Below are 26,024 nucleotides of genomic sequence, written 5' to 3'. Positions count from 1 at the left end.
GTCAGCCGCCCGGAGGGCCCAGTGCGTCGCCGTCTCATCAATTCCACGCTGGCCGTCGTGCTCGTCGTGATCGCCGTGTTCGGGGTCTCGCTCGTCATCGTCGAGACCCGCACGATCAGCAACAGCGCCCAGGAACGGGTCGACTCCGAAGTCGTACGGCTGATCAGCATCGTCGACAGCCGCATCCTCGGCGACGAGCAGATCAACGCCCGCGTCCTGGAGAACCAGGTCACGGGCGACCGGTTCGCACGGATTGAGATCCCGGGCCGCGCCCCGATCCGCATCGGCACCGAGCCCACCGGTGACGTCATCACCGCCAGCCGCAAGGGCGAGGAGGGCGAGACGGTCACGGTGGAGGAGGCCAGCTCGGCCGTCACCCGCGAGGTCGGCCGGACACTGCTGATCATCGCGGCGGTGGCCCTGCTGGCCGTGGTCGCCGCCGTGCTCCTCGCGGTGCGCCAGGCCAACCGGCTCACCTCCCCGCTCACCGACCTCGCGGAGACCGCCGAACGGCTCGGCTCGGGGGACCCGCGACCGCGGCACAAGCGGTACGGGGTTCCGGAGCTGGACCGGGTCGCGGACGTGCTGGACGGCTCGGCCGAGCGCATCGCCCGGATGCTGACGGCCGAGCGGCGCCTGGCGGCCGACGCCTCGCACCAGCTGCGCACACCGCTGACCGCGCTGTCCATGCGGCTGGAGGAGATCACGCTGACCGACGACCCGAGCACGGTCAAGGAGGAGGCGGCCATCGCGCTCGGGCAGGTCGAGCGCCTCACCGACGTGGTGGAACGGCTGCTGACGAACTCCCGCGATCCCCGTACCGGCTCCGCCGTCACCTTCGACCTGGACGAGGTCATCAAGCAGCAGCTCGCGGAGTGGCGCCCGGCCTACCGCAACGCGGGGCGCGCCATCGTCAGCTCGGGCAAGCACCATCTCCAGGCCGTCGGGACGCCCGGGGCCGTGGCCCAGGTCCTCGCCGCGCTGATCGAGAACTCGCTGATGCACGGCGGCGGCACGGTCGCCCTGCGCACACGTGTCACCGGAAATCAGGCCGTCATCGAGGTCACGGACGAAGGGCCGGGCGTGCCGGCCGACCTGGGCGCGCGGATCTTCGAGCGGGCCATCAGCGGGCGCAACTCCACGGGGATCGGTCTGGCCGTGGCGCGGGACCTGGCCGAGGCGGACGGAGGGCGTCTGGAGATGCTCCAGGCGCATCCGCCGGTCTTCGGGCTGTTCCTGTCGCGCACGCCTCTGCGGCGGCCGTCGGAGGGGGACGAACCGACCGTGCGGTAGCGCTCCGCTGGGTCTTGCGCCGGGTCTGCGCTGGATCTGCGCCGGGTCTGCGCCGGCTTGGGGCGTTGAGGGCGGCTGCTGGCCGGTGGGGGCTGGTCGCGCAGTTCCCCGCGCCCCTAAGAGGCGCCCCGCGCCCTCGGGGAGCCCGGCTAGCGGACGCGTTGGATCTGGCGGAGCCGGCTCGGGGGGCGGTCCTCGTCGCGGAGGTACGCCGCCGGGTCCTCCAGGAACGATTCGGCGCCGGCCACCGCCTCATGGGCCGGGGCGACCCGGAAGACCCAGGTGCGGTAGGACCAGAAGCGGAAGAGCGTCGCGACGCCGATGCCGACGAACTTGAAGACGTTGCTCGCGAGGGGGCTGTCGAAGCCCAGGCCGTACGTGGCGACGAAGAGGACGCCGTTCTCGATGACCAGGCCGATCGCGCTGAACAGCACGAACAGCGTCAGTTCCTTGGTCCGGCCGCTCTTGTCGCGGTCGCGGTACGTGAAGTAGCGGAAACCGATGTAGTTGGAGACGATCGCGACGACCGTGGCGATCACACTGGCCCGGACGACCTGGAGGTCGGTGGTGCTGCGGACCAGGTTGAACACGATCAGGTTGACGAGCAGACCGGCGCCGCCGACCGCGCCGAACTTGGCGATTTCCCTGGTCAGACGTTCGATGCGCATGCGGACGGCACTGGGTGGTCTGGCATGGGCCCTGCGTGTACCACCTTTTCCCATGGTGCCGCCCAGCCCCCGTCTCGTCGGATACGTCATTTTCGTCAACCTTCGTCGACACCGCCATGCTAACCAGCGGTTCCCCCGGTCGCCCGGCCCGGAGTCCAAGATGTGGCCGGGATGTGACGAGCACGCGGAGCCCGTGGTGATCACGCCCGCGGTGGTCACCTCCGGGCGGCCGGGCCCGCGGCGGCCGGTCCTGCGGCGGCCGGTCCTGCGGCGGCCGGGCCCGCGACGGGGGTGGCTCGATGTGGCCGATACCCTGGGGGCGTGACATTCCCGGTGGTCGGCATGGTCGGCGGGGGCCAGCTCGCTCGTATGACACACGAGGCGGGCATCCCTCTCGGCATCAGGTTCAAGCTTCTCAGTGACACGCCCCAGGATTCTGCGGCGCAGGTGGTCGGCGAGGTCGTCGTGGGCGACTATCGCGACCTCGCCACGCTGCGGGCCTTCGCGCGGGGCTGCGACGTGATCACTTTCGATCACGAACACGTGCCCACCGAGCATCTGCGGGCGCTGGAGGCGGACGGCATCCCCGTGCGCCCCGGACCCGACGCGCTCGTGCACGCCCAGGACAAGGGCGTGATGCGCACGAAGCTCACGAGCATCGGTGTGCCGTGCCCGCGGCACCGGATCGTGAGCGATCCCGCGGACGTGGCCGCGTTCGCCGCCGAGGGGGACGGCTTCCCGGTCGTCCTGAAGACCGTCCGCGGCGGCTACGACGGCAAGGGCGTGTGGGTCGTCCGGTCCGCGGCCGACGCCGGGGACCCCTTCCGGGCGGGCGTCCCGGTCCTCGCCGAGGAGAAGGTCGACTTCGCCCGCGAGCTGGCCGCCAACGTCGTACGGTCGCCGCACGGCCAGGCGGTGGCGTACCCGGTGGTCGAGTCCCAGCAGGTCGACGGGGTCTGCGACACCGTGATCGCGCCCGCGCCCGGCATCTCCGAGGAGCTCGCGCTGCGGGCCGAGGAGCTGGCCCTGCGCATCGCGAAGGAGCTCGGCGTCGTCGGCCACCTCGCCGTGGAGCTCTTCGAGACGCGCGACGGCCGCCTCCTCGTCAACGAGCTGGCGATGCGCCCGCACAACTCCGGCCACTGGACCCAGGACGGCGCGATCACCTCACAGTTCGCCAACCACGTCCGCGCGGTCCTCGACCTGCCGCTCGGCGACCCGCGCCCCCGCGCGCCCTGGACGGTCATGGTCAACGTCCTGGGCGGCGACTACCCCGACATGTACTCCGCGTACCTGCACTGCATGGCCCGCGACCCCCGGCTCAAGATCCACATGTACGGAAAGGACGTGAAGCCCGGCCGCAAGGTGGGCCACGTCAACACCTACGGCGACGACCTCGACGACGTGCTGGAACGCGCCCGTCACGCAGCCGGCTACCTCAGAGGAACGATCACCGAATGAGTCCTGTCGTAGGCATTGTCATGGGGTCGGACTCCGACTGGTCCGTCATGGAGGCGGCCGCGAAGGCCCTCGACGAGTTCGAGATCGCGTACGAGGTCGACGTGCTCTCCGCGCACCGGATGCCGCGCGAGATGATCGCGTACGGCGAGGAGGCGGCCGGACGCGGCCTGAAGGTGCTCGTCGCCGGTGCGGGCGGCGCGGCCCACCTGCCCGGCATGCTCGCCTCGGTCAGCCCGCTGCCCGTGATCGGCGTGCCGGTCCCGCTGAAGTACCTGGACGGCATGGACTCGCTGCTGTCGATCGTCCAGATGCCCGCGGGTGTCCCGGTCGCCACGGTCTCGGTGGGCGGTGCGCGCAACGCCGGCCTGCTCGCCGCCCGCATCCTGGCCACGCAGGACGGGGAACTGCTCGGCCGGATGCGCGAGTTCCAGCAGGACCTGAACGACCAGGCCACCGAGAAGGGCAGGCGGCTGCGCTCCAAGGTCGAGGGCGGCACGGGCAACGGCTTCGGCTTCGGGAAGTGACGGACATGGTCTCTCTCACGGACACGCCCTCCCTCGACGGCGCCCGCGCGTTCCTCGCCGAGTTCCCCGTGGTCGACGGGCACAACGACCTCCCCTGGGCGCTGCGCGAGCAGGTCCGCTACGACCTCGGTGCCCGCGACATCGCCCAGGACCAGAGCGCCCACCTGCACACCGACCTGGCGCGGCTGCGCGCGGGCGGTGTCGGCGCGCAGTACTGGTCGGTGTACGTGCGCTCGGACCTGCCCGGCGCGGTGACGGCGACCCTCGAACAGATCGACTGCGTACGGCAGCTCATCGAGCGCCACCCGGCGGACCTGCGCGCCGCCCTGACCGCCGCGGACATGGAGGCGGCCCGCGCCGAGGGCCGGATCGCCTCGCTGATGGGCGCCGAGGGCGGGCACTCGATCGACAACTCGCTCGCCACCCTGCGCGGCCTGTACGAGCTGGGGGTCCGGTACATGACCCTCACCCACAACGACAACATCGCGTGGGCGGACTCGGCGACGGACGAACCGGCCGCCGGCGGTCTGTCGCCCTTCGGCCACGAGGTCGTGCGCGAGATGAACCGCCTGGGCATGCTGGTGGACCTCTCCCACGTGGCCGCCACGACCATGCGGGACGCGCTGGACACGTCCGTCGCGCCGGTGATCTTCTCCCACTCGTCCGCGCGCGCGGTCTGCGACCACCCGCGCAACATCCCGGACGACGTGCTGGAGCGCCTGCCCGCGAACGGCGGTGTGGCGATGGTGACGTTCGTGCCGAAGTTCGTCCTGCAGGCCGCCGTCGACTGGACGGCCGCGGCGGACGAGAACATGCGTGCGCACGGCTTCCACCCCCTCGACTCGACCGCCGAGGCGATGAAGGTGCACCACGCGTTCGAGGAGTCCCGCCCCCGCCCCGTCGCGACCGTCTCGACGGTCGCCGACCACCTCGACCACATGCGCGAGGTGGCGGGTGTCGACCACCTCGGCATCGGCGGCGACTACGACGGCACGCCCTTCACGCCCGAGGGCCTCGGTGACGTCTCCGGGTACCCGAACCTGATCGCAGAGCTCCTGGACCGCGGCTGGTCCAGGGCCGACCTCGCCAAGCTGACCTGGCAGAACTCGGTGCGGGTGCTGTCCGCAGCGGAGGACGTGGCACGCGACGAGCAGTCCCGCAGGGGCCCGTCGAACGCCACGCCGGAGCAACTGGACGGCTGACGCACGCGGCCGGCGCACGCATGCCGCTGACGCACGCACGCCGCTGACACCCTGCACGGCTGTCATCAGCGGCGTCAGCGCCGTCAGCCGTCAGCCGTCGACTGACGGCCGCGGCTGGCCGCCGAGCGCGGCGGGGTGTCCCAGGAGCATGGTCGGGGCGCCCTGCACGCGCGTCAGGAACACGGTCGCGGAGTGCGGCCCCTGCGGCTTCACCTTGCGCCGCAGTTCCTCCGGCTCGACCGCCGATCCGCGCTTCTTGACGGTCAGGACGCCGACCTCGCGCTGCCGCAGGAGGGCCTTCAGCTTCTTGACGTTGAACGGCAGCCGGTCGGTGATCTCGTAGGCGGTGGCGTACGGGGTGGGCGTTGCGGAGTCCGCCGTGATGTAGGCGATGGTCTCGTCGACCAGTCCTCCGCCGTCCAGTTCCCCGGCGACCTCGGCGACGAGGTGCGCGCGGATGACGGCGCCGTCGGGCTCGTACAGGAACCTTCCCACGGGCCGCACCGCCGGATCGGGCAGGCCGCGGCCGAGGAGGGTGCGCGGTCCGGGCAGCAGGGTCGCGCGCACGGAGCCCGCCTCCCGCGTGGCCTCCCGCGTGCCGAACCACAGCACGGCCTCCTTCACGTCCCCCGAGTCCGAGATCCACTCGGCCCCGGCCTCGGCGGGAACGGCCTCGTGGGGGATGCCGGGGGCGACCTTCAGCGCGGCGACAGGCGCCTTGAGGGCCGCCCGGACGGCCCAGGACAGCGGCGGTGAGTATGCCTCGGGATCGAAGACGCGCCCCCGCCCGCCCCGGCGCCCGGGATCCACGAACACGGCGTCGTACCCGTCGGTGGAGACCTCGGTGACGTCCGCCTCGCGCACCTCGATCAGCCCGTCGAGGCCGAGCGCCTCGGCGTTGGCCCGCGCAACGGCCGCGGTCAGCGGGTCCCGGTCGACGGCCAGGACCCGGATGCCGGCCCGGGCCAGCGCGACGGCGTCACCGCCGATGCCGCAGCACAGGTCGGCCACGGACCGCACGCCGAGCTCGCGGAACCGCGCGGCGCGGTACGCGGCGACGCTCGCCCGGGTCGACTGCTCCACCCCGTTCGGCGTGAAGAACATCCGGTCCGCGTCGGCCGCGCCGAACTTCACGGCGGCCCGCTGCCGCAGCCGCGCCTGCCCGAGCGCGGCCGACACCAGCGCGGCGGGATGCTTCCGCCGCAGCCGCGTCGCCACGGCCAGCTCCCGCTCCGGTTCGGTACCGCGCACCTCGTCGAGGAGCCCGCGCCCCTCGGGGGTGAGCAGCGCGGCGAAGGAGGCGAGCGGGTCGAGCGGGTCGAGATCGTTCACGGCCCCATTGTGGGCCAGCCGGAGGACGGCATGCGTCCACCGGATGTGTCGGGGGCGTGCGGGGAGTGCGACCCGCGAGGATATGCCGCCATGCGACTCGTACGACAAAACGGTGATAATCCGGCGAATGGAGGTGGCGCGGATGCCCCCTCGGGGGCGCGGGGAGCCGCGCGGCAAGCCCTCGCGGGCCCGCGGCCGCGGATCCGGCCATGAGGAAGCGGAGGATCACCGCCCCCCGACGGGCGATCACCGTGAACGCCGGACGGGCGATCACCACGACCGCCGGGGGGACGATCGCCGCGACCGCCGGACGGGCGGTTGCCGCCGCCCTGCTCGCCGGAACGCTCTGCCTCTCCGGCTCCCTCTCCGGCTGCGCCCCTCCCGCCGATCCCGCTGATCCCGCCGATCCGGTCGCCTCCGCCGATCCGGTCGCCTCCGCCGATCCCGCCGACTCCGTCGGCCCCGTCGGACGGCTGGGCGGGAAGGCCGCGCGGGAGGCGGCCGCGCACGGGCCGCCCGAGGACGCGTACCGCCGCTGGGGTCTGGACGCCCCGCTCGCCCCGGCGCCGTCACCGCCCGCCCGGCGGCCTCCGGTACGTGCCGCCGGACCCGGTCTGCCGCCCGTCGTGGACCGCGTCCCGACCCGCGACAAGGTCGTCTTCCTGACCTTCGACGACGGAGCCGAGAAGGACCCGCGGTTCGTCGACCTGGTACGCGAACTGCGGCTGCCGGTCGGCATGTTCCTCACGGACAGCGTCGCCGGGCCGGGGTACGCCCACTTCGGCAGGTTGCGCGCGGTCGGCGCGAGCGTGCAGAACCACACCCTGCACCACCCGTACCTGCCGGGCCTGTCGTACGCGGGCCAGCGGGCCGAGATCTGCGGCCAGCAGGACAAGCTCAAGCAGCGCTTCGGTATCCGTCCCCGCCTCTTCCGGCCGCCCTACGGCGAGTACGACGCCGACACGCTGCGAGCGGCGGCCGGCTGCGGGATCACGGCGGTCGTCCTGTGGCGCGACGGGGACCCGCTCCGGCCGGGCGACATCCTCCACTGTCCCGAGGGCCGGAGCGGTACGAGTCTCACGGCGTCGACGACCGCGCTGCTGCGCCGCGTCCAGGAGGCGGGCCTCACGCCGGCCCGCCTGGAGGACTACCTCTAGTGGAGAGGTCTCGCCCGCGGCCATCCGGGGGCGCGGGGAACCGCGCGAGCAGCCCTCCACCGAGCCCGCGGACGGAATCGGCGGGGTTGCGGGGGCGCGGCCACAGGGCGTTCGCGCGGACCGGGTGAGCCCCGAATCTCCGCCATCCGCCGGAGGCAACTGGCACTCCGCTTGACCGAGTGCTAATCACAGTCATAGTCTCAGCTCTGGCACTCACCGCAGGAGAGTGCCAATAGCGACGGGCAGGTCCGGCACCCGCGACGACGGATCCACCTGGTCGCCACCTCAGACAGTTAACCCCGTGAGATCTCCGAAGGGGGAGGTCGGATCGTGACGACCACCAGCTCCAAGGTTGCCATCAAGCCGCTCGAGGACCGCATTGTGGTCCAGCCGCTCGACGCCGAGCAGACCACCGCCTCTGGCCTGGTCATCCCGGACACCGCGAAGGAGAAGCCCCAGGAGGGCGTCGTCCTTGCCGTGGGTCCGGGCCGCTTCGAGAACGGCGAGCGTCTTCCGCTCGACGTGAAGACCGGCGACATCGTGCTGTACAGCAAGTACGGCGGCACCGAAGTGAAGTACAACGGCGAGGAGTACCTCGTCCTCTCGGCTCGCGACGTGCTCGCGATCATCGAGAAGTAATTCACCCGGGTTTGCTCCGAACTGCGCCCCCGGCCCCCGCGAGTACTGCAGCACGAGTACGGAAAAGCCGGGTGCTGGGGGCGCCGTTCGTTTTTTTCGAGAGGACTGAATCAGCTCCATGGCGAAGATCCTGAAGTTCGACGAGGACGCCCGTCGTGCCCTCGAGCGCGGCGTCAACAAGCTTGCCGACACGGTCAAGGTGACGATCGGCCCCAAGGGCCGCAACGTCGTCATCGACAAGAAGTTCGGCGCCCCCACCATCACCAACGACGGTGTCACCATCGCCCGCGAGGTCGAGCTCGACGACCCGTACGAGAACCTCGGTGCCCAGCTGGTGAAGGAGGTGGCGACCAAGACCAACGACATCGCGGGTGACGGTACGACCACCGCCACCGTGCTCGCCCAGGCGCTCGTGCGCGAAGGCCTGAAGAACGTCGCCGCCGGCGCGTCCCCCGCCCTCCTGAAGAAGGGCATCGACGCCGCCGTCGCCGCGGTCTCCGAGGAGCTCCTCGCGACCGCGCGCCCGATCGACGAGAAGTCCGACATCGCCGCCGTCGCCGGTCTGTCCGCCCAGGACAGCCAGGTCGGCGAGCTCATCGCCGAGGCGATGGACAAGGTCGGCAAGGACGGTGTCATCACCGTCGAGGAGTCCAACACCTTCGGTCTGGAGCTCGACTTCACCGAGGGCATGGCCTTCGACAAGGGCTACCTGTCCCCGTACATGGTGTCCGACCAGGAGCGTATGGAGGCCGTCCTCGACGACCCGTACATCCTGATCCACCAGGGCAAGATCTCCTCGATCCAGGACCTGCTGCCCCTCCTTGAGAAGGTCATCCAGTCCAACGCCTCGAAGCCGCTGCTGATCATCGCCGAGGACGTCGAGGGCGAGGCCCTGTCGACCCTGGTCGTGAACAAGATCCGCGGCACCTTCAACGCGGTGGCCGTCAAGGCCCCGGGCTTCGGTGACCGCCGCAAGGCCATGCTCGGTGACATCGCCACGCTCACCGGCGCCACGGTCATCGCCGAGGAGGTCGGCCTCAAGCTCGACCAGGTCGGCCTGGACGTGCTGGGCTCCGCCCGCCGCGTGACCGTCACCAAGGACGACACGACCATCGTCGACGGCAGCGGCAACAGCGCCGACGTGGCCGGCCGCGTCAACCAGATCAAGGCCGAGATCGAGACCACGGACTCCGACTGGGACCGCGAGAAGCTCCAGGAGCGCCTCGCGAAGCTGGCCGGCGGCGTGTGCGTGATCAAGGTCGGTGCCGCCACCGAGGTGGAGCTGAAGGAGAAGAAGCACCGTCTGGAGGACGCCATCTCCGCGACCCGCGCCGCGGTCGAGGAGGGCATCGTCTCCGGTGGTGGCTCCGCGCTCGTCCACGCCGTGAAGGTCCTGGAGGACAACCTCGGCAAGACCGGCGACGAGGCGACCGGTGTCGCCGTCGTCCGCAAGGCCGCCGTCGAGCCGCTGCGCTGGATCGCCGAGAACGCCGGCCTGGAGGGCTACGTCATCACCTCCAAGGTCGCCGAGCTCGACAAGGGCCAGGGCTTCAACGCCGCGACCGGCGAGTACGGCGACCTGGTCAAGGCCGGCGTCATCGACCCGGTCAAGGTCACCCGCTCCGCCCTGGAGAACGCCGCCTCCATCGCCTCCCTGCTCCTCACGACCGAGACCCTGGTCGTCGAGAAGCCGGCCGAGGAAGAGGCCGAGGCGGGCCACGGCGGTCACGGCCACTCGCACTGACGCAGTCCGCTGATCCACACCTGAGGGCCCGGTGTCCTGTCACACGACAGGACACCGGGCCTTCGGACTGTCAGAAGCTCCCGCACACGCCCCCGGCCACCCCTGGGGCCGGCCCCGCCCTCTGGGACCGGACCCCCTTCCGGCTCGGAACGAGTCATGATCCAGGGCTTATCGGGGTGTATCGGTATGTGTCGGTATGTATCGGGGAGGGTTGATCAGGTAGCCGAGCCGACCTGGGTGAAAAGCAGTTGCAGCGCAGGAGACGGAGGGCAGTGCGCCGAGGTCGCTACGGCAGGGCCCACCGTGCACGTCCGAGACTCCAGGCGGCCGGACGTGGCGGGCATCGGTGTCCCCGCCACCCAGTGGACGGCGTTCGTGCGGACGGCCGTACGCGGTTGAGCGGAGGCGGTCGCCTCCTTGGACGGGGCGTGGCACCGGGCCGATGCGGCGGAGGCAGTGGTTCGCTGCGGCGGAGGCAGCGGTTCGGTTGGTGTGGTGGTCAGGTCTGCAGATGCTCCGGCACGATCTGCCGGACCAGCCGCCACATGCCGCTCGACGGGTTCACCTTGTGCTCCTCACCCGGCAGGGCGAGTTTTTCCGCTCGCTCGACCGCCGTCGGCCATCCCGCGCGGTAGCGCTCGAAGTCGAATTCACGGGCGATCTTGCTGTAGCCGGGATGGTGGGGGAGAAGGCGCTCCCTGGCCTGCCGGAAATCGGTCACGGCGGCCCGGTGGTCGCGGAAGTGGAGGAGCAGCCACAGCTCGAAGCAGGGGTTGGACAGGGCGACGTCGATGCGCTCGGATTCGGCGAGGCGGAGGGCTTCTTCGAGGTGGGCGAACTCGTCGACGTCCAGGACGCACCACGTCCACTTGTAGTGGCCGCGCGCCCTGTCCCGTTCGTCCTTGGCGTGCCGGACCACCGAGACCGGGTCCTTGTCACATATCTTGATCTTCACATCGACGGCCCGGTTGTCGACGTTCTTCAACAGCCCGCGCAAATAGGCCGGTTCGGTGTTCCTCGCGCCGCACACCACCAGGACGGGCGGTAACGGTTCACGGTGGGGAGGTCTGCGGCGCAGGCTCGACTCACGTCTCGGAGCCCTCCGGCCGTCCGGTTTCGGCTGCCTCGCCATCCGCTCCCCCTCGTCCGGCGACCGCGAACGCGAACGTGTCGTCGATCCGCGGCACCGCCCCATAACTTCCGTCCAGATAACGGCGCTCCCGGTTCTCCTCCTGCCGGGGCCGGAAATCCGAGAGCGGGTAGAGCGACGTCTCCCCGTACTCGTTCTTCGTCGCGAACCAGATCTGGTCGCGTTTCAGGATGTCCTCTCCGGCCCTGCGGCCGAGCAGGCTCGCGTCATGGCTGGTGAAGAGGAGCTGGGCGCCGAGCGGATTGCGCTCCGGATCCTGGAAGAGGCCGACGAGGAACGCGCTCAGGCGTGGGTGCAGACTGCTGTCCAGTTCGTCGACGACGAGGGTGCCGCCCGACCGGGTCACCTGGTCCAGCGCGAAGGCGTAGTCCACGAGCGTCTGGGTCCCGGCGGACTCCGCGGACAGCGGCAGTTCGAACGAACCGTTCCGACCGGTGTGCCGCAGCAGCAGCTCGTGGCGCATGCGCCGTGGTCTCGACGCCGGCATCTCGGACAGGAGATCCTGCTGTCTGCCGTCCGGAGGGGGCTGGGCCTTGAGCCGCGGCCTGGTGTCCGCGTACATGTCCTCCTCGACCGACTCCACCCGGTAGTCCTCGATGCCGAGGTCGGCGGCCCGCAGCAGTTCCCGCAGATGTGCCGGCTCGCCCAGGCTCTCCAGACGGCGCGCCAGATGCCGGGTGAAGAGGGGACGGCCGCGGAGAGCCGTGCTCACGGCGGGACCGCTGAAGATCACGTCGCGACGGAACCAGCGGTACACCCGAGCCACCGGACCGACCGACGCCCGGGACCGTGCCGCCATCGACAGGAAGAGGGCGTTCGGAGCGGTCACGTCCGCGACCGTGTGCAACTCCTTCTGCTCCTGCTGCGTGCTGCCGACGTGGAACTTCTCCCCGTCCCTCTCGAACACCACCCGCTTGCGGCCCTCGGGATAGGAGTAGAGCCACTCACCGGTCACGGACTCGTCGTCGAGTTCGAAGCCGTACACGTACCGCACCCCGCGCAGCAGCAGGTCGGCGGCGTACCAGGACGAGTCGGCGGGAGCCACGGTGTCCAGGAGGAAGGGGTGCCGCCCGACGCCCTCGCCGTCCTCCGCCAGCAGGTGGGAACGGCTGACCATGTCGGCCATGAAACGCAACGCGTCCACCACGTTCGACTTGCCCGCCGCGTTGGAACCGAAGATGCCCGCCACCGGGACGGCCCGCCAGGAGGTGCCCGCCGGCCGGTCGCTGTCGTACACCGGATGGAGCTGCCACTCCAGCTCATCCCGTATCGACCTGTGATTGGCCACCCGGAAGTTCAGCAGCATGAGCACCTCCCCTGTCGGCTTCCCGCCCGTCCTTGTCGGTCACCCCGTACGGTTCCGCGCCGACGGTTCCCCCACTACTAGTTTCACCGCACTTCGTGCAAGTGAATCGTTCGAGAGGGAGGCTGGCAAGCGAAACCGGGCAATCGGGCGGGCGAACGCGCCAGCGGTTGACGCGCTTCCGGGGCCGGCCGGACGGCGATCGTGGATCCCTGGTCCGGCTTCCGGCCGGCTAGCTGTCGTACCGGATGCACAGGAGCCGACGCGTTCGCCGCACGAGGAGCGGTGCCCGGGGGCGGTACCGACACCGATACCGCTCCCGCGCGCTCACTTCGGTCCGTACCTGCGGCCCGCCTTCGAGCTGATGCCGCCGAGCAGTCCCCGCGGAGCCACCTTCGCCACGCCCATCAGGGTCTTGTAGCGCGGGTCCGGAATGGACAGCACCTTGCCGCGCGCCAGGTCGGCCAGCGCGGCGGCGACCACCTTGTCGGCGTCCAGCCACATCCAGCCGGGGATGTTGTCCGTGCCCATCCCGGCCCGCTCGTGGAACTCGGTCCGCACGAACCCGGGACACAGCGCCATCAGCCGGACACCGCTGCCCGCCAGGTCCTTCGCCACGCCCTGGGTGAACTGCACCACCCACGCCTTCGACGCCCCGTACGTGCCGCGCGGCAGGAACGCCGCCGTCGAGGCGACGTTGACGACACCGCCGCGCCCGCGCTCGCGCATCGCTCCGGCCGCGGCCGACGTCAGCCGGAGCACCGCCTCGCAGTGCACCTTGAGCATCCTCAGCTCGTCCGCCATCGGTACGTCCAGATAGAGGCCCTTGTTGCCGAAGCCCGCGTTGTTGACGAGCAGGTCGATCGCGGCTCTGGGGTCCGAGAGGCGGGCGGCCACCGCCTCGATGCCCGCGTCCGTCGCCAGGTCCGCCGTCAGCACCTCCGCCTCGATGCCGTGCCGGTCGTGCAGTTCCGTCGCCTGCTCGCCGAGCCGCTCCGTGTCGCGCGCCACCAGCACGAGGTTGTGCCCGTCGGCGGCCAGCCGTCGTGCGAAGGCGGCGCCGATGCCCGCGGTCGATCCCGTAATCAGAGCCGTTGTCATGGGCCCAGGTTAGTGACCCGCCGCGCGCCCTCCGTGCCGTACGGGACCCGGGGGAACGCCCGTGGCCGGTGTTCCGTTCACACCTCGGCACCGTCGTGCTTCCCGGCGCCGTCGTGCTTCTCGACGCCGCCGTGCTTCTCGACGTACTTCCGCGCCATGTCCCGTATCTCCGGGTGCAGGGCGTCCCCCGCGGCCAGCACCCTTGGCAGCAGCGTCCGTTCGAGCGTGGCCGCGCGGAACGAGAAGGCGGCGGTGACCTCGTGGTCCGGCCGGTGCACGATCTCCACCGGATCGCCCGCCCGTATCTCCCCGGGCTCGATGACCCGCAGGTACGCGCCGGTCGCGCCCTTCCGGGTGAAGCGCCTGACCCAGCCCTGCTCGCCCAGGTGCCCCTGGAAGGTGAGGCAGGGGACCCGCCCCGACGTGACCTCCAGGACGACCTCGGGGCCGACGCGCCAGCGCTCCCCGATCCTGGCCCCGGACACGTCGATCCCCTCCGTCGTGAGGTTCTCCCCGAACGTCCCGCCGGCCAGCGGCCGCCCCAGCTCGCGCTCCCAGTCGTCCAGGTCCTCGCGCGCGAAGGCGTACACCGCCTGGTCGTTCCCGCCGTGGTGCCGCAGCTCGCACACCGCGTCCCCGGCGAGACCGCTCCCGCCGACACCCTTGGGCCCGGGCGCGCTCACCCGCACCGGCCCGTCCACCGGGCGCTTGTCGATCCCGGTCAGGCCCTCGGCCTGGCTCGTGTAGTCGACGGCCTCGGGCCTGCCCAGATTCACAGAGAGAAGCTTCATGACCGCACGCTAGGCGACAAGAGGCCAAAGCGTCGACGCGATATTCGTCCTCGTGTCCAAGATTCGCTTATGCTCGAAGGGTGATAGAGGCCCGTCATCTGCGCGTCCTGCGTGCCGTCGCCGCCACCGGCTCCTTCTCGGCGGCGGGGCGCGACCTGGGCTGCACCCAGCCCGCCGTGAGCCAGCAGATGAAGGCGCTCGAAGCCTCCGTCGGTACGCCGCTCCTGGTCCGTACGGGCCGTGAGATGCGGCTGACCCAGGCCGGCGAGGCCCTCGTCCGGCACGCCGCGGGGATCATCGCCGGCCTCACCGCCGCGGAGGAGGAGGTCGCCGCCATCGCGGGCCTGCGGGCGGGCCGGGTGCGCCTGGTCTCGTTCCCCAGCGGGAGTTCCACGCTCGTGCCGACCGCGCTCGCCGCCCTGCGCGCCGCGCACCCCGGCACACGGGTCTCCCTGGAGGAGGCCGAGCCGCCGCGTTCGGTGGAGATGCTGCGCGGGGGCGACTGCGACGTGACCCTCGCCTTCCGGTACGAGGGGGCGCCGGGCGCCGAGGAGTGGGACGACCTGGTGATCCGCCCGCTGCTCACGGACCGGCTCGTCGGCCTGGTCCCCGAGGGCCACCGGCTCGCCCGCGCGGGGGCGGTCGCCATCGGCGATCTCGCCGGTGAGCCGTGGATCGCCGGCTGTCCCCGCTGCCGGGGCCAGCTCGTCGAGGTCTGCGAGAGCGCGGGCTTCACCCCTCGCATCGACTTCGCGACCGACGACTATCCGGCCGTGGTCGGACTGGTGGGCGCGGGGCTCGGGGTCGCGGTCCTGCCCGAACTGGCCATCGAATCCGTACGCCCCAAGGGGGCACGCACAGTGACGGTGGAACCGGTGCTGCAGCGGGAGATCGTCGCTCTCACCCTGCCGGATCTGGCCCAGGTGCCTGCCGTGGCGGCCACGCTGGACCAGCTGGCCGGGGCCGCGGCCCGCTGAGCGCCCGGTCCTGCGGGACGGGTCGGGGTGCCGGGGGGACGGAAGAGGCGGGCACGCGCGTGCGTGCCGGTTTAGAGAAACGTTCCTTCATCGGGGTGGCGGGGTGCCCCCGCCCGAGGCCGGGACCAGGCGGTTGCGGGCCCGTCCCATGAGTTCCTCGCGCTCGTCCTCGGTCAGGCCGCCCCACACGCCGTACGGCTCGCGCACCGCCAGGGCGTGTGCCGCGCACTGCGCCCGCACAGGGCACCGCATGCAGACTTCTTTGGCCGAGTTCTCACGGGCGCTCCGTGCCGCACCGCGCTCACCCTCGGGATGGAAGAAGAGCGAGCTGTCGACCCCTCGGCAGGCCGCGAGGAGCTGCCAGTCCCACAGATCCGCGTTCGGTCCGGGAAGGCGGGAGAAATCTGCCATTGCTTTGTCCCCTTGTGGCCACTTCGATCGGTTACGCGCCTGACGCTGTACATCTGCGATCTAAGGAGATGAAAATATGACTCATTGCGAATCTATCTCCACACGCTGACAAATAGAAGCAAAAGCGTCTAAATGGGGCATTGGTTGTGATGAAACCTTGAGAGTCTGCCGTGGGTGTCTGCGCCGTGTCCGTCCCCTCACGTAGAGTGCCGAAGGTGGCTCACCGCCCCGTAACTCTTTCGAGTGACCGTCGTTGAGTGTGCGAGGCGGTTGAAAGAACAAGCGCTCGGGCAGGCGTCCGAGACGGTCGACCGCACAGGTGACGATTTCGTACCAGCCTGGAGGCCCAAGGTGACGCGCATCAGCTGCGGAGGACGGCCATGACATCCGTCCTCGTCTGCGACGACTCCCCGCTTGCCCGAGAGGCGCTCCGCCGCGCGGTGGCGACCGTGCCCGGCGTAGAGCGCGTGACCACGGCGGCCAACGGCGAGGAAGTCCTCCGCCGCTGGGGTGCCGACCGTTCGGACCTGATTCTGATGGACGTGCGCATGCCCGGTCTGGGCGGCGTGGAGACGGTTCGGCGGCTGCTGTCCGCCGACCCCGGTGCGCGCATCATCATGCTCACCGTCGCCGAGGACCTGGACGGCGTGGCCCTCGCGGTCGCCGCCGGTGCCCGCGGCTACCTCCACAAGGACGCCTCCCGCGCCGAGCTGCGGGCGACCGTCACCCAGGCCCTCGCCGACCCGACCTGGCGACTCGCCCCGCGCAGACTCCGGTCGGCCGAGATGGGTGCGGCGCCGACCCTCACCGCGCGGGAGATCCAGGTCCTGGAGGGCATGAGCCACGGCCGGTCGAACGCCGAGATCGGCCGTGAGCTGTTCCTCTCCGAGGACACCGTCAAGACGCACGCCCGCCGGCTCTTCAAGAAACTCGGCGCCTCGGACCGCGCGCACGCGGTGGCGCTCGGGTTCCGATGGGGCCTGGTCCGCTAGGTGTACCGCCACGGGGGTACGGGGCTCCCCGCCCGCCGGAAGGCGGGCGGGACCGGGCCCGACGGGGGATCGGAGGGTGCCCTCGGGGTACTCGATCCCCGTTTCCCGGCGGATGCCGCATCCTTGAGGTGTGGAGTTCCTCGGGAACGAGTCGGTCGAGCGGGAGGGGAGGGCGCAGGAGATGAGTTCCGGCGCACCTGCTCATAACGCTTCGGTGCACAACTACGGACGCGGTGCCACGGAGCGGACGACGCCAAGGCACCATGGACCGATGCATGACGACGAGGCGGCTCATGCCCAAGGGGCGATCGGTGCGCTCGTCCACCGCGCGGTCGAGGGCGACGAGCAGGCCACGCACGACCTCCTCGCGCATGTGCATCCGCTGGCCATCCGCTACTGCCGTACGCGGCTGTCCCGGCTCCCGGGCGACGCGCGGCACTTCGTGGAGGACCTGGCACAGGAGGTCTGCGTCGCGGTGCTGCTCGCACTGCCTCGTTACAAGGACACCGGGCGCCCCTTCGAGGCGTTCGTCTTCGCCATCGCCGGACACAAGGTGGCGGATCTGCAGCGGGCCGCGATGCGCCATCCCGGCTCGACGGCCGTGCCGTCGGACGAGATGCCCGAGCGGCCCGACGACTCGCTCGGCCCCGAGGAGCGTGCCCTCCTCAGCAGTGACGCGGCATGGGCGAAGAAGCTCATGGCCAACCTCCCCGAGAACCAGCGGGAACTGCTCCTGCTGAGGATCGCGGTGGGCCTCACGGCCGAGGAGACCGGACAGATGTTGGGAATGTCACCCGGCGCGGTCCGGGTCGCCCAGCACCGGGCGCTCAGCCGGCTGCGGGCACTGGCGGAGCAGTAGCCGCGGGCACCGGCGGAGCAGTGGACGGGACTGCCCGCGGGACCCGCGCCGGTACGGAGCGGCACCGGTCGGTACGCACCGGCACCGGTCGGTACGCACCGCCGCGGGCCGGCACGCACCGGCACCCGCCGGCGGGTGATGAACGGAGCGCCCACCCGGCCCGTACGGACCCACGGGGCGGACGGGCGCCGGGGCGTCCGTGAGCGTGGAATGAGACAGCCGTGCTTCCCGTTAGCATGGGCATCCGCACCGATCAAGGCCATTTGGGGAAGGTGTCATGACTGCAAACGTCGACGGAGTGCCCGAGAAATTCGCGACACTCGGGCTGACCTACGACGACGTGCTGCTGCTGCCGGGCGCTTCGGAAGTGCTGCCCAACGCGGTCGACACCTCGTCCCGCATCTCCCGCAACGTGCGCGTGAACATCCCGCTGCTCTCGGCGGCCATGGACAAGGTCACCGAGTCCCGGATGGCGATCGCCATGGCCCGCCAGGGCGGTGTCGGCGTACTGCACCGCAACCTCTCCATCGAGGACCAGGTCAACCAGGTCGACCTGGTGAAGCGCTCCGAGTCCGGCATGGTCACCGACCCGATCACGGTGCACCCGGACGCGACGCTCGCCGAGGCCGACGCCCTGTGCGCCAAGTTCCGCATCAGCGGCGTGCCGGTCACCGACGGCAACAAGAAGCTGCTCGGCATCGTCACCAACCGCGACATGGCCTTCGAGACCGACCGCTCCCGTCAGGTGCGCGAGGTCATGACCCCGATGCCGCTGGTCACCGGCAAGGTGGGCATCTCCGGGAACGACGCCATGGAGCTGCTGCGCCGCCACAAGATCGAGAAGCTGCCGCTGGTCGACGACGCGGGCGTCCTCAAGGGCCTCATCACGGTCAAGGACTTCGTCAAGGCCGAGAAGTACCCGAACGCCGCGAAGGACGCCGAGGGCCGCCTCCTGGTGGGCGCCGCCGTCGGTGCCAGCCCCGAGGCGCTGGAGCGGTCCCAGGCGCTCGCCGAGGCCGGTGTGGACTTCCTGATCGTCGACACCTCGCACGGGCACAACAGCAACGCCCTCGCCTGGATGGCGAAGATCAAGTCGAGCGTCGGCGTGGACGTCATCGGCGGCAACGTGGCGACCCGCGACGGCGCCCAGGCGCTGGTCGACGCCGGTGTGGACGGCGTCAAGGTGGGCGTGGGACCCGGCTCGATCTGTACGACGCGCGTGGTCGCCGGCATCGGCGTCCCGCAGGTCACCGCCATCTACGAGGCGGCCCTCGCGGCCCGCGCCGCGGGTGTGCCGGTCATCGGCGACGGCGGCCTGCAGTACTCCGGGGACATCGGAAAGGCGCTGGCCGCCGGCGCCGACACGGTGATGCTCGGCAGCCTCCTGGCCGGCTGCGAGGAGTCGCCCGGCGAGCTGCTCTTCATCAACGGCAAGCAGTTCAAGTCGTACCGCGGCATGGGCTCGCTCGGCGCCATGCAGTCCCGCGGCCAGGGCAGGTCGTACTCGAAGGACCGCTACTTCCAGGCCGAGGTGGCCTCCGACGACAAGCTCGTCCCCGAGGGCATCGAGGGCCAGGTGCCCTACCGCGGCCCCCTGGCGAACGTGCTGCACCAGCTCGTCGGTGGGCTGCGCCAGACCATGGGCTACGTCGGCGCCGCCTCCATCGACGAGATGGAGACCAAGGGCCGGTTCGTGCGGATCACGTCGGCGGGCCTCAAGGAGAGCCACCCGCACGACATCCAGATGACCGTCGAGGCACCGAACTACAGCCGCGGCCAGTAGCGGCGGCACGGCAGCGACACGTTCGAGGGCGGTCCCGGGGCTTCCGGGACCGCCCTCGCCGTATGTGCCGTATGTGTCGGGGATACTGGAACGCGCAGAACCGAAGAGGGAAAGGCCACACACGTGACTGAGATCGAGATCGGGCGCGGCAAGCGCGGCCGCCGGGCGTACGCCTTCGACGACATCGCCGTCGTCCCGAGCCGCCGTACGCGGGACCCGAAGGAGGTCTCGATCGCCTGGCAGATCGACGCCTACCGCTTCGAGCTGCCGTTCCTGGCCGCTCCCATGGACTCGGTCGTCTCGCCGGCGACCGCCATCCGCATCGGCGAGCTCGGCGGTCTGGGGGTCCTCAACCTCGAAGGACTGTGGACCAGGCACGAGGACCCGCAGTCGCTCCTCGACGAGATCGTGGAGCTGGACGCCGGGACCGCGACCCGCCGCCTCCAGGAGATCTACGCGGCTCCCATCAAGGAGGAGCTGATCGGGCGGCGCATCAAGGAGGTGCGCGACTCGGGCGTGGTCACCGCGGCCGCGCTCTCCCCGCAGCGCACCGTCCAGTTCTCCAAGGCCGTCGTGGACGCGGGCGTCGACCTCTTCGTCATCCGCGGTACGACGGTCTCGGCGGAGCACGTCTCGGGCGCCTCCGAGCCGCTGAACCTGAAGCAGTTCATCTACGAGCTGGACGTGCCGGTCATCGTCGGCGGCTGCGCCACGTACACGGCGGCCCTGCACCTGATGCGCACGGGCGCCGCCGGTGTGCTGGTGGGCTTCGGCGGCGGCGCCGCGCACACCACGCGCAACGTGCTGGGCATCCAGGTCCCGATGGCGACCGCGGTCGCCGACGTGGCCGCCGCCCGCCGCGACTACATGGACGAGTCCGGCGGCCGGTACGTGCACGTGATCGCGGACGGCGGCGTCGGCTGGTCCGGCGACCTGCCCAAGGCCATCGCCTGCGGTGCCGACTCGGTGATGATGGGCTCCCCGCTCGCCCGCGCGACGGACGCGCCCGGCCGCGGCAACCACTGGGGCATGGAGGCCGTCAACGAGGAGCTGCCGCGCGGCAAGAAGGTCGACCTCGGCACCGTCGGCACCATCGAGGAGGTCCTGCTGGGCCCCTCGCACACGCCCGACGGCTCGATGAACTTCTTCGGCGCCCTGCGCCGTGCGATGGCCACGACCGGCTACAGCGAGCTCAAGGAGTTCCAGCGGGTCGAGGTCACGGTGGCGGACGCCCAGCACAAGCGGTGACATGACGCCGCGCTCGGCCTGAGCCGGGACGTACGACATGAGTACGACATAGGAAGGGGCCCGGTCGCTCACAGGGGTGAGTGACCGGGCCCCTTCGCGTGCCCGGAGGACCGGGCGGAGGCGAGTTTCGTGGACGGGGGCGCACGGTTGCCTTCGGGGCGAATGCGCGGGAAACGACCGTGTCGGGGCGATAACGTCCGTGTTCGGCGCTCCAGTGGTGTGGGCGCCCCCTTCCAGGGACATCGTTCCGGACCCCGGCCCTCGGGACCCGGCCCGAGTTCGACGGACCGCCTGCCGGGTCGATGGGCGGCATCGTGGAAGGGGGCCGCCCATGGGCCGCCACCGCAAGCCCACCCGCTGGGACCGGATCCGTCTGCGGACGGTGAAGTGCCGGAGGAGGTGGGTTCTGCGGATTTTCGGATGGCGAGCGGCCGCCCCCAGAACAACTAGGGGCGGACACTCCGTGAACCATCCAGGAGCCTGCCGCAGTACCCGCTGCGGTGGGCTCCACCTGTTTCCGTACGGTACCGGCGGCGGGCGCCGTTCGACACCGGCGACAGGGGGTCCGGCCGTGTCGGGCGCCCCTCCTCACAACCTGTGCGCCGCCCCCGTGGGAGTCGCCCCGCGGGTGTCCAGCAGCAGCTGGGCCTTCACCGACAGGCCCTGGAGGTCGTACGTGCGGTGCTGCTGGAGCAGGATCGTCAGGTCCGCGCCGGCCGCCGCCTCGTAGAGGGAGTCCACGCGCGGGACCGGGCGGTCGAGGATGCTCCAGGACGGGACGTGCGGGTCGTGGTAGCTGACGGCGGCACCCAGTTCCATCAGGCGGGTCGCGATCTCCCGGGCGGGGGAGCCCTGCTGGTCCGCGTGGTCGGCCTTGTAGGTCACGCCGAGGAGCAGCACGCGCGCGCCGCGGGCCGACTTGCCGTGCTCGTTGAGGAGCGCGGCCGCGCGCTGGACGACGTACCGGGGCATGTGGTCGTTGACCTGCTGGGCCAGTTCGACCATGCGCAGGGAGCGCGTCCGCGGGCCCGCGAGGTCCCGTGGGACGGCGTGGCCGCCCACCCCGGGGCCGGGACGGAAGGCATGGAAGCCGAACGGCTTGGTCTCGGCGCAGCGGATGACGTCCCACAGGTCGACGCCCAGGTCGTGGCAGAGCAGGGCCATCTCGTTGACCAGGGCGATGTTCACGTGCCGGTAGTGGGTCTCCAGGAGCTGCACGGTCTCCGCCTCGCGGGGGCCGCGCGCGCGGACGACCTTGTCGGTGAGGCGGCCGTAGAACGCGGCGGCCGACTCGGTGCAGGCGGGGGTGAGCCCGCCGATGACCTTCGGCGTGTTGGCGAGGCCGTGGTCGCGGTTGCCCGGGTCGACCCGGCTGGGCGAATACGCCAGGTGGAAGTCGCGGCCCGCCCGGAGCCCGGACCCCTCTTCCAGGAGCGGCCGGAGGTACTCCTCCGTGGTCCCCGGATACACGGGGGACTCCAGGATCACCGTGGTGTGCGGGCGCAGCTGCGCGGCCAGGGTGCGGGCGGCGGTCGCCACCTGCCCCAGGTCGAGCGCCCCGTCCGCGCCGGGCGGGGTGGGAGCGCAGATGACGGCCGTGCGTACGCGGCCGAGTTCGGCCGGGTCGCCGGTCGGCCGGAATCCCGTCGAGAGCATCCGGCGCAGGTCGGCGGCGGCCAGCGGCGCGGGGTCGCCGCACTCGTAACCGAGGGTGGGGATGCCGGTGGAGGCGGCGGCCCGGGCCAGGGGCAGGCCGAGCTGGCCGAGGCCGATGACGGCGAGATCTGCGGGCACGGCGGTGGGCCGTCCTTCCCTGTAGCCGGAGTGGGACGCGGGCGCCAGCCCTGTGGACAGAACGGGCGAGTGCAATGTCAGACTAGGAGTAAATATGACCGATATGCGGGATTGTCCGGCTGTGTTTCTCCGGAAATCGCCGAAGCCGCCGGGAGTTGTCCACAGGCGGATCGCCGGTGGTGGCCGTCGATGGCCGGCGCGGTCACTATGGGGGCATGGGGCACGGAGCACGAGGCGCAGAGCAGGGGGCGGGTGAGCAGGTCCTCGCCGGACGGGTGACGGGCCCGGCGCGGCGGACGGCGCGGCAGACAGCGGGAGGCAACTGTGCGGAAGGCGACACTGGGACCGGCGGAGCGCGCCGGGTCACTCGCGGCGATGGCCGAGCGCGAACTGGACGTACTGGTCGTGGGAGCGGGCGTGGTCGGCGCGGGCACCGCCCTGGACGCCGTGACCCGCGGCCTCGCCACCGGCCTGGTCGAGGCGCGCGACTGGGCGTCCGGCACGTCGAGCCGGTCGAGCAAGCTCGTCCACGGCGGCCTGCGCTATCTGGAGATGCTCGACTTCGCGCTCGTACGGGAGGCGCTCAAGGAGCGCGGACTGCTGCTGGAGCGGCTCGCGCCGCACCTCGTGAAGCCCGTTCCGTTCCTGTACCCCCTGCGGCACAAGGGGTGGGAGAGGCTGTACGCCGGTTCGGGCGTCGCGCTCTACGACGCGATGTCGATGGCGCGCGGCCACGGGCGCGGCCTGCCGGTGCACCGCCACCTCTCCCGGCGGCACGCGCTGCGCGTCGCCCCCGCGCTGAAGAAGGACGCCCTGGTCGGCGCCCTGCAGTACTACGACGCCCAGATGGACGACGCCCGCTACGTGACGACCCTGGTGCGCACGGCGGCGGCGTACGGGGCGCAGGTCGCCAACCACGCGCGGGTGACCGGCTTCCTGCGCGAGGGCGAGCGGGTCGTCGGGGCCCGGGTGCAGGACCGCGAGGGCGGCGGCGAGTACGAGGTCCGCGCCAGACAGGTGGTCAACGCCACCGGGGTGTGGACGGACGACACCCAGGCCATGGTCGGGGAGCGGGGCCAGTTCCACGTCCGGGCCTCCAAGGGCATCCACCTGGTCGTGCCGAAGGACCGGATCCACTCGACGAGCGGGCTGATCCTGCGCACCGAGAAGTCCGTGCTGTTCGTGATCCCCTGGGGCCGGCACTGGATCGTCGGGACGACGGACACCGAGTGGGACCTGGACAAGGCGCACCCGGCGGCGTCCAGCGCCGACATCGACTACCTGCTGGAACACGTGAACGCGGTACTCGCGGTACCGCTGACACGCGACGACGTGCAGGGTGTGTACGCGGGACTGCGGCCGCTGCTCGCCGGTGAGTCGGACGCCACGAGCAAGCTGTCGCGCGAGCACACCGTGGCGCATCCGGTACCGGGGCTCGTGGTCGTGGCGGGCGGCAAGTACACGACCTACCGGGTGATGGCCAAGGACGCGGTGGACGAGGCGGTGCACGGCCTCGACCAGCGGGTCGCGGAGTGCGTCACCGAGGACGTCCCGCTGATCGGCGCCGAGGGCTACCGGGCCCTGTGGAACGCGCGGGCGCGCATCGCCGCGCGGACCGGCCTGCACGTGGTGCGCGTGGAACACCTGCTGAACCGGTACGGGTCGCTCGCCGAGGAGGTGCTCGACCTCATCGCCGCGGACGCCCCGCTGGGCGAACCGCTGCCCGCCGCCGAGAACTACCTGCGGGCCGAGATCGTCTACGCCGCCTCGCATGAGGGGGCGCGCCATCTGGACGACGTACTGACGCGGCGGACGCGCATCTCGATCGAGACCTTCGACCGGGGCACGCGCAGCGCGCGGGAGGCCGCGGAGCTGATGGCACCGGTGCTGGGCTGGGACGAGGACCAGAAGGGACGCGAGGTCGAGCACTACCGGAAGCGGGTGGAGGCGGAGCGGGAGTCGCAGCGCCAGCCGGACGACCTGACGGCCGACGCGGCCCGGCTGGGGGCACCGGACATCGTGCCGCTGTAGCAGGGGCGGGAGTTCGGGAACCGGGAGGGTGAACTCCGTGGGAGAGGCATCCGGTTGAGGCCGGGGCGTCGTCGGACGGGGCGTCCGCGGTGCCGGCTGCGGCGCTGACCGTGCTGCCGGCTGCGGCGCTGACCGTGGTGCCGGCTGTGGTGCCGTTCGTCGTGCGGGGCGCGGTGGCGGTCGCCGGCGCGGCTTTCGCGGGGGCTTCCGATTCCGCGTGGCCGAACGGGGTACGCGAACCTTCGGCGGAGGGAGGAGGACCAGGGACGGCGGAAGGGCCGGAAGTGCCCTCGGCGACGGCATCCAGACCCTCCCCCGGCGCAGCTCATGGCGGGGGACGGCCCGTACCGTACGGCAGGTGGGGGCCGGATGGGGGACACCTCGGGGAAGCATTGCCTCCGCGAGGGGCACCCGGGGCGTCGGGCGGTGTCCGAGTGGGGGACAATGAAGGCTCTGTCAGGGCGGGTTGCATGAGGGGACGCATGTCGGAGGCGGAGCAGGCGGGAGCATCCCGTCAGGACGATGGTGAACGTCTCCTCGCCGGGCGGTACCGGTTGGGAGGAGTCCTCGGCCGCGGCGGCATGGGCACCGTGTGGCGGGCGGAGGACGAGACACTGGGCCGTACGGTCGCGGTGAAGGAGCTGCGGCTGCCGCCGCGCATCGACGAGGACGAGAAGCGGCGGCTGATCACACGGACCTTCCGCGAGGCCAAGGCGATCGCGCGGATCCGCAACAACAGCGCGGTGACCGTCTACGACGTGGTCGACGAGGACAACCGGCCCTGGATCGTGATGGAGCTGGTCGAGGGCAAGTCCCTGGCCGAGGTCATCCGTGAGGACGGGCTGCTCACGCCGAAGCGCGCGGCGGAGGTGGGACTCGCCATCCTCGACGTGCTGCGCTCCGCGCACCGCGAGGGCATCCTGCACCGCGACGTGAAGCCGTCGAACGTGCTCATCGCCGAGGACGGCCGGGTCGTGCTCACGGACTTCGGCATCGCCCAGGTCGAGGGCGACCCGTCCATCACCTCGACCGGCATGCTGGTCGGCGCGCCCTCGTACATCTCGCCGGAGCGGGCCCGGGGGCACAAGCCGGGCCCGGCGGCCGACCTGTGGTCGCTCGGCGGCCTGCTGTACGCGGCGGTGGAAGGCGTGCCGCCGTACGACAAGGGCTCCGCCATAGCGACGCTCACCGCGGTGATGACCGAACCGGTGGAGCAGCCGAAGAACGCGGGGCCGCTGGAGAAGGTCATCTACGGGCTGCTCGCCAAGGACCCCGAGCAGCGCCTCGACGACGCCGGGGCACGGGCGTTGCTCACCGAGGTGATCCACACGCCCGAGCCCGGGGACGAACCGGCGGACGCGACGAAGGCCGTGCCGCTGCCGGACGTCCCCCCGGCCCCGGAGAGCCCTTCGAAGAAGGGGAGTCCGGGGAGCGGCAGGAAGAGTGAGGAGCCCGGCGAGCGGCTGCGCGGGGCACTGCGCTCCGTACGGAAACCCAAGGGCGCCACGGCGGCCGCGGCGGCGGGGGCCGCCGCGGCCGGTGCCGGGACCGCCGCCGGCCGGTC

The 26,024-nt window shown here is 71.5% G+C and carries 23 protein-coding genes; 15 read left to right on the top strand and 8 right to left on the bottom strand.

Annotated features, from left to right (window positions below; all coding sequences use genetic code 11):
* Window positions 1–21: 21 nt before the first annotated feature.
* Window positions 22–1,293: an ATP-binding protein gene (locus tag KM933_RS23015; RefSeq protein WP_221355163.1), complete on the top strand. Its 1,272-nt coding sequence runs from the start codon at window positions 22–24 to the stop codon at window positions 1,291–1,293.
* A 149-nt stretch (window positions 1,294–1,442) separates the two neighbouring features.
* Here the strand turns inward: KM933_RS23015 and KM933_RS23010 are convergent, their stop codons facing one another.
* Window positions 1,443–2,015 carry a GtrA family protein gene (locus tag KM933_RS23010; RefSeq protein ID WP_221355274.1) on the bottom strand — a complete coding sequence of 191 codons (573 nt, stop codon included), beginning with the start codon at window positions 2,013–2,015 and terminating at the stop codon, window positions 1,443–1,445.
* Between the two features lie 267 nt (window positions 2,016–2,282).
* Between KM933_RS23010 and KM933_RS23005 the strand changes: the two genes are divergently transcribed.
* From KM933_RS23005 to KM933_RS22995, 3 genes are read left to right on the top strand one after another with little or no spacing between them, the layout of a single operon-like run.
* Entirely contained in the window at window positions 2,283–3,422 is a 1,140-nt protein-coding gene (locus tag KM933_RS23005; protein WP_221355161.1) for a 5-(carboxyamino)imidazole ribonucleotide synthase, read from the top strand.
* A complete protein-coding gene (gene purE / locus KM933_RS23000) occupies window positions 3,419–3,946 on the top strand; it encodes a 5-(carboxyamino)imidazole ribonucleotide mutase (protein WP_221355159.1) in 528 nt (175 codons plus the stop codon). Before KM933_RS23005 ends, purE begins: the two co-directional genes overlap by 4 nt.
* A gap of 5 nt (window positions 3,947–3,951) precedes the next feature.
* Window positions 3,952–5,148 carry a dipeptidase gene (locus KM933_RS22995; protein WP_221355157.1) on the top strand — a complete coding sequence of 399 codons (1,197 nt, stop codon included), beginning with the start codon at window positions 3,952–3,954 and terminating at the stop codon, window positions 5,146–5,148.
* Between the two features lie 90 nt (window positions 5,149–5,238).
* On the opposite strand, the gene KM933_RS22990 is transcribed toward KM933_RS22995, so the two are convergent.
* Window positions 5,239–6,480: a class I SAM-dependent methyltransferase gene (locus KM933_RS22990; protein WP_308013513.1), complete on the bottom strand. Its 1,242-nt coding sequence runs from the start codon at window positions 6,478–6,480 to the stop codon at window positions 5,239–5,241.
* 209 nt (window positions 6,481–6,689) lie between these two features.
* Here KM933_RS22990 and KM933_RS22985 point away from each other — a divergent pair, with 209 nt between their 5' ends.
* The 4 genes from KM933_RS22985 (at window position 6,690) to KM933_RS22970 (ending at window position 10,419) form a co-directional block, all read left to right on the top strand.
* A complete protein-coding gene (locus tag KM933_RS22985) occupies window positions 6,690–7,637 on the top strand; it encodes a polysaccharide deacetylase family protein (RefSeq protein WP_221355153.1) in 948 nt (315 codons plus the stop codon).
* 330 nt (window positions 7,638–7,967) lie between these two features.
* Complete coding sequence (gene groES, locus KM933_RS22980; protein ID WP_003998759.1) at window positions 7,968–8,276, top strand: co-chaperone GroES; 309 nt, start codon at window positions 7,968–7,970, stop codon at window positions 8,274–8,276.
* Window positions 8,277–8,394: 118 nt separating this feature from the next.
* Window positions 8,395–10,020, top strand: a complete 1,626-nt coding sequence (groL, locus tag KM933_RS22975; RefSeq protein WP_221355151.1) for a chaperonin GroEL — start codon at window positions 8,395–8,397, stop codon at window positions 10,018–10,020.
* Window positions 10,021–10,176: 156 nt separating this feature from the next.
* Window positions 10,177–10,419, top strand: coding sequence for a DUF397 domain-containing protein (locus KM933_RS22970; protein ID WP_308013512.1), 243 nt, complete (start codon window positions 10,177–10,179; stop codon window positions 10,417–10,419).
* 100 nt (window positions 10,420–10,519) lie between these two features.
* On the opposite strand, the gene KM933_RS22965 is transcribed toward KM933_RS22970, so the two are convergent.
* From KM933_RS22965 to KM933_RS22950, 4 genes are all read right to left on the bottom strand, one after another.
* Entirely contained in the window at window positions 10,520–11,152 is a 633-nt protein-coding gene (locus KM933_RS22965) for an RloB family protein (RefSeq protein WP_221355149.1), read from the bottom strand.
* On the bottom strand, window positions 11,106–12,476 hold the full coding sequence (locus KM933_RS22960) for an AAA family ATPase (RefSeq protein ID WP_221355147.1): 1,371 nt from the start codon (window positions 12,474–12,476) through the stop codon (window positions 11,106–11,108). The genes KM933_RS22965 and KM933_RS22960 overlap by 47 nt, the downstream gene beginning before the upstream one ends.
* Window positions 12,477–12,800: 324 nt before the next feature.
* The gene (locus KM933_RS22955; protein ID WP_221355146.1) at window positions 12,801–13,574 is read right to left on the bottom strand and encodes an SDR family NAD(P)-dependent oxidoreductase; all 774 of its coding nucleotides are present in this window, start codon (window positions 13,572–13,574) and stop codon (window positions 12,801–12,803) included.
* Between the two features lie 77 nt (window positions 13,575–13,651).
* Entirely contained in the window at window positions 13,652–14,365 is a 714-nt protein-coding gene (locus tag KM933_RS22950) for an MOSC domain-containing protein (protein WP_221355144.1), read from the bottom strand.
* 80 nt (window positions 14,366–14,445) lie between these two features.
* On the opposite strand from KM933_RS22950, the gene KM933_RS22945 reads away from it, so the two are divergent.
* A complete protein-coding gene (locus KM933_RS22945; protein ID WP_221355142.1) occupies window positions 14,446–15,342 on the top strand; it encodes a LysR family transcriptional regulator in 897 nt (298 codons plus the stop codon).
* Between the two features lie 87 nt (window positions 15,343–15,429).
* Here KM933_RS22945 and KM933_RS22940 read toward each other — a convergent pair whose 3' ends face one another.
* Window positions 15,430–15,753: a WhiB family transcriptional regulator gene (locus KM933_RS22940; protein ID WP_221355140.1), complete on the bottom strand. Its 324-nt coding sequence runs from the start codon at window positions 15,751–15,753 to the stop codon at window positions 15,430–15,432.
* A 380-nt stretch (window positions 15,754–16,133) separates the two neighbouring features.
* Between KM933_RS22940 and KM933_RS22935 the strand changes: the two genes are divergently transcribed.
* From KM933_RS22935 to KM933_RS22920, 4 genes are all read left to right on the top strand, one after another.
* The gene (locus KM933_RS22935) at window positions 16,134–16,745 is read left to right on the top strand and encodes a response regulator transcription factor (RefSeq protein WP_003948568.1); all 612 of its coding nucleotides are present in this window, start codon (window positions 16,134–16,136) and stop codon (window positions 16,743–16,745) included.
* A gap of 271 nt (window positions 16,746–17,016) precedes the next feature.
* Entirely contained in the window at window positions 17,017–17,604 is a 588-nt protein-coding gene (locus KM933_RS22930) for a sigma-70 family RNA polymerase sigma factor (RefSeq protein ID WP_221355138.1), read from the top strand.
* 277 nt (window positions 17,605–17,881) lie between these two features.
* On the top strand, window positions 17,882–19,387 hold the full coding sequence (gene guaB / locus KM933_RS22925; protein WP_221355135.1) for an IMP dehydrogenase: 1,506 nt from the start codon (window positions 17,882–17,884) through the stop codon (window positions 19,385–19,387).
* A gap of 123 nt (window positions 19,388–19,510) precedes the next feature.
* Window positions 19,511–20,635, top strand: coding sequence for a GuaB3 family IMP dehydrogenase-related protein (locus tag KM933_RS22920; RefSeq protein ID WP_221355133.1), 1,125 nt, complete (start codon window positions 19,511–19,513; stop codon window positions 20,633–20,635).
* A 588-nt stretch (window positions 20,636–21,223) separates the two neighbouring features.
* On the opposite strand, the gene KM933_RS22915 is transcribed toward KM933_RS22920, so the two are convergent.
* A complete protein-coding gene (locus KM933_RS22915; protein WP_221355131.1) occupies window positions 21,224–22,429 on the bottom strand; it encodes a nucleotide sugar dehydrogenase in 1,206 nt (401 codons plus the stop codon).
* A 324-nt stretch (window positions 22,430–22,753) separates the two neighbouring features.
* Here KM933_RS22915 and KM933_RS22910 point away from each other — a divergent pair, with 324 nt between their 5' ends.
* Together KM933_RS22910 and KM933_RS22905 are read left to right on the top strand one after the other, a co-directional pair.
* A complete protein-coding gene (locus KM933_RS22910) occupies window positions 22,754–24,460 on the top strand; it encodes a glycerol-3-phosphate dehydrogenase/oxidase (RefSeq protein ID WP_221355129.1) in 1,707 nt (568 codons plus the stop codon).
* A 482-nt stretch (window positions 24,461–24,942) separates the two neighbouring features.
* Window positions 24,943–26,024, top strand: a 1,082-nt coding sequence (locus KM933_RS22905) for a serine/threonine-protein kinase (RefSeq protein WP_221355127.1), incomplete at its 3' end; no start/stop codon positions are given.

It is taken from the genome of Streptomyces beigongshangae (assembly GCF_019710745.1).
GTDB classification, from domain to species: domain Bacteria; phylum Actinomycetota; class Actinomycetes; order Streptomycetales; family Streptomycetaceae; genus Streptomyces; species Streptomyces beigongshangae.
The sequence above is the reverse complement of the archived record's forward strand: the minus strand, read 5'-3'. Positions and strand labels throughout refer to the sequence as shown.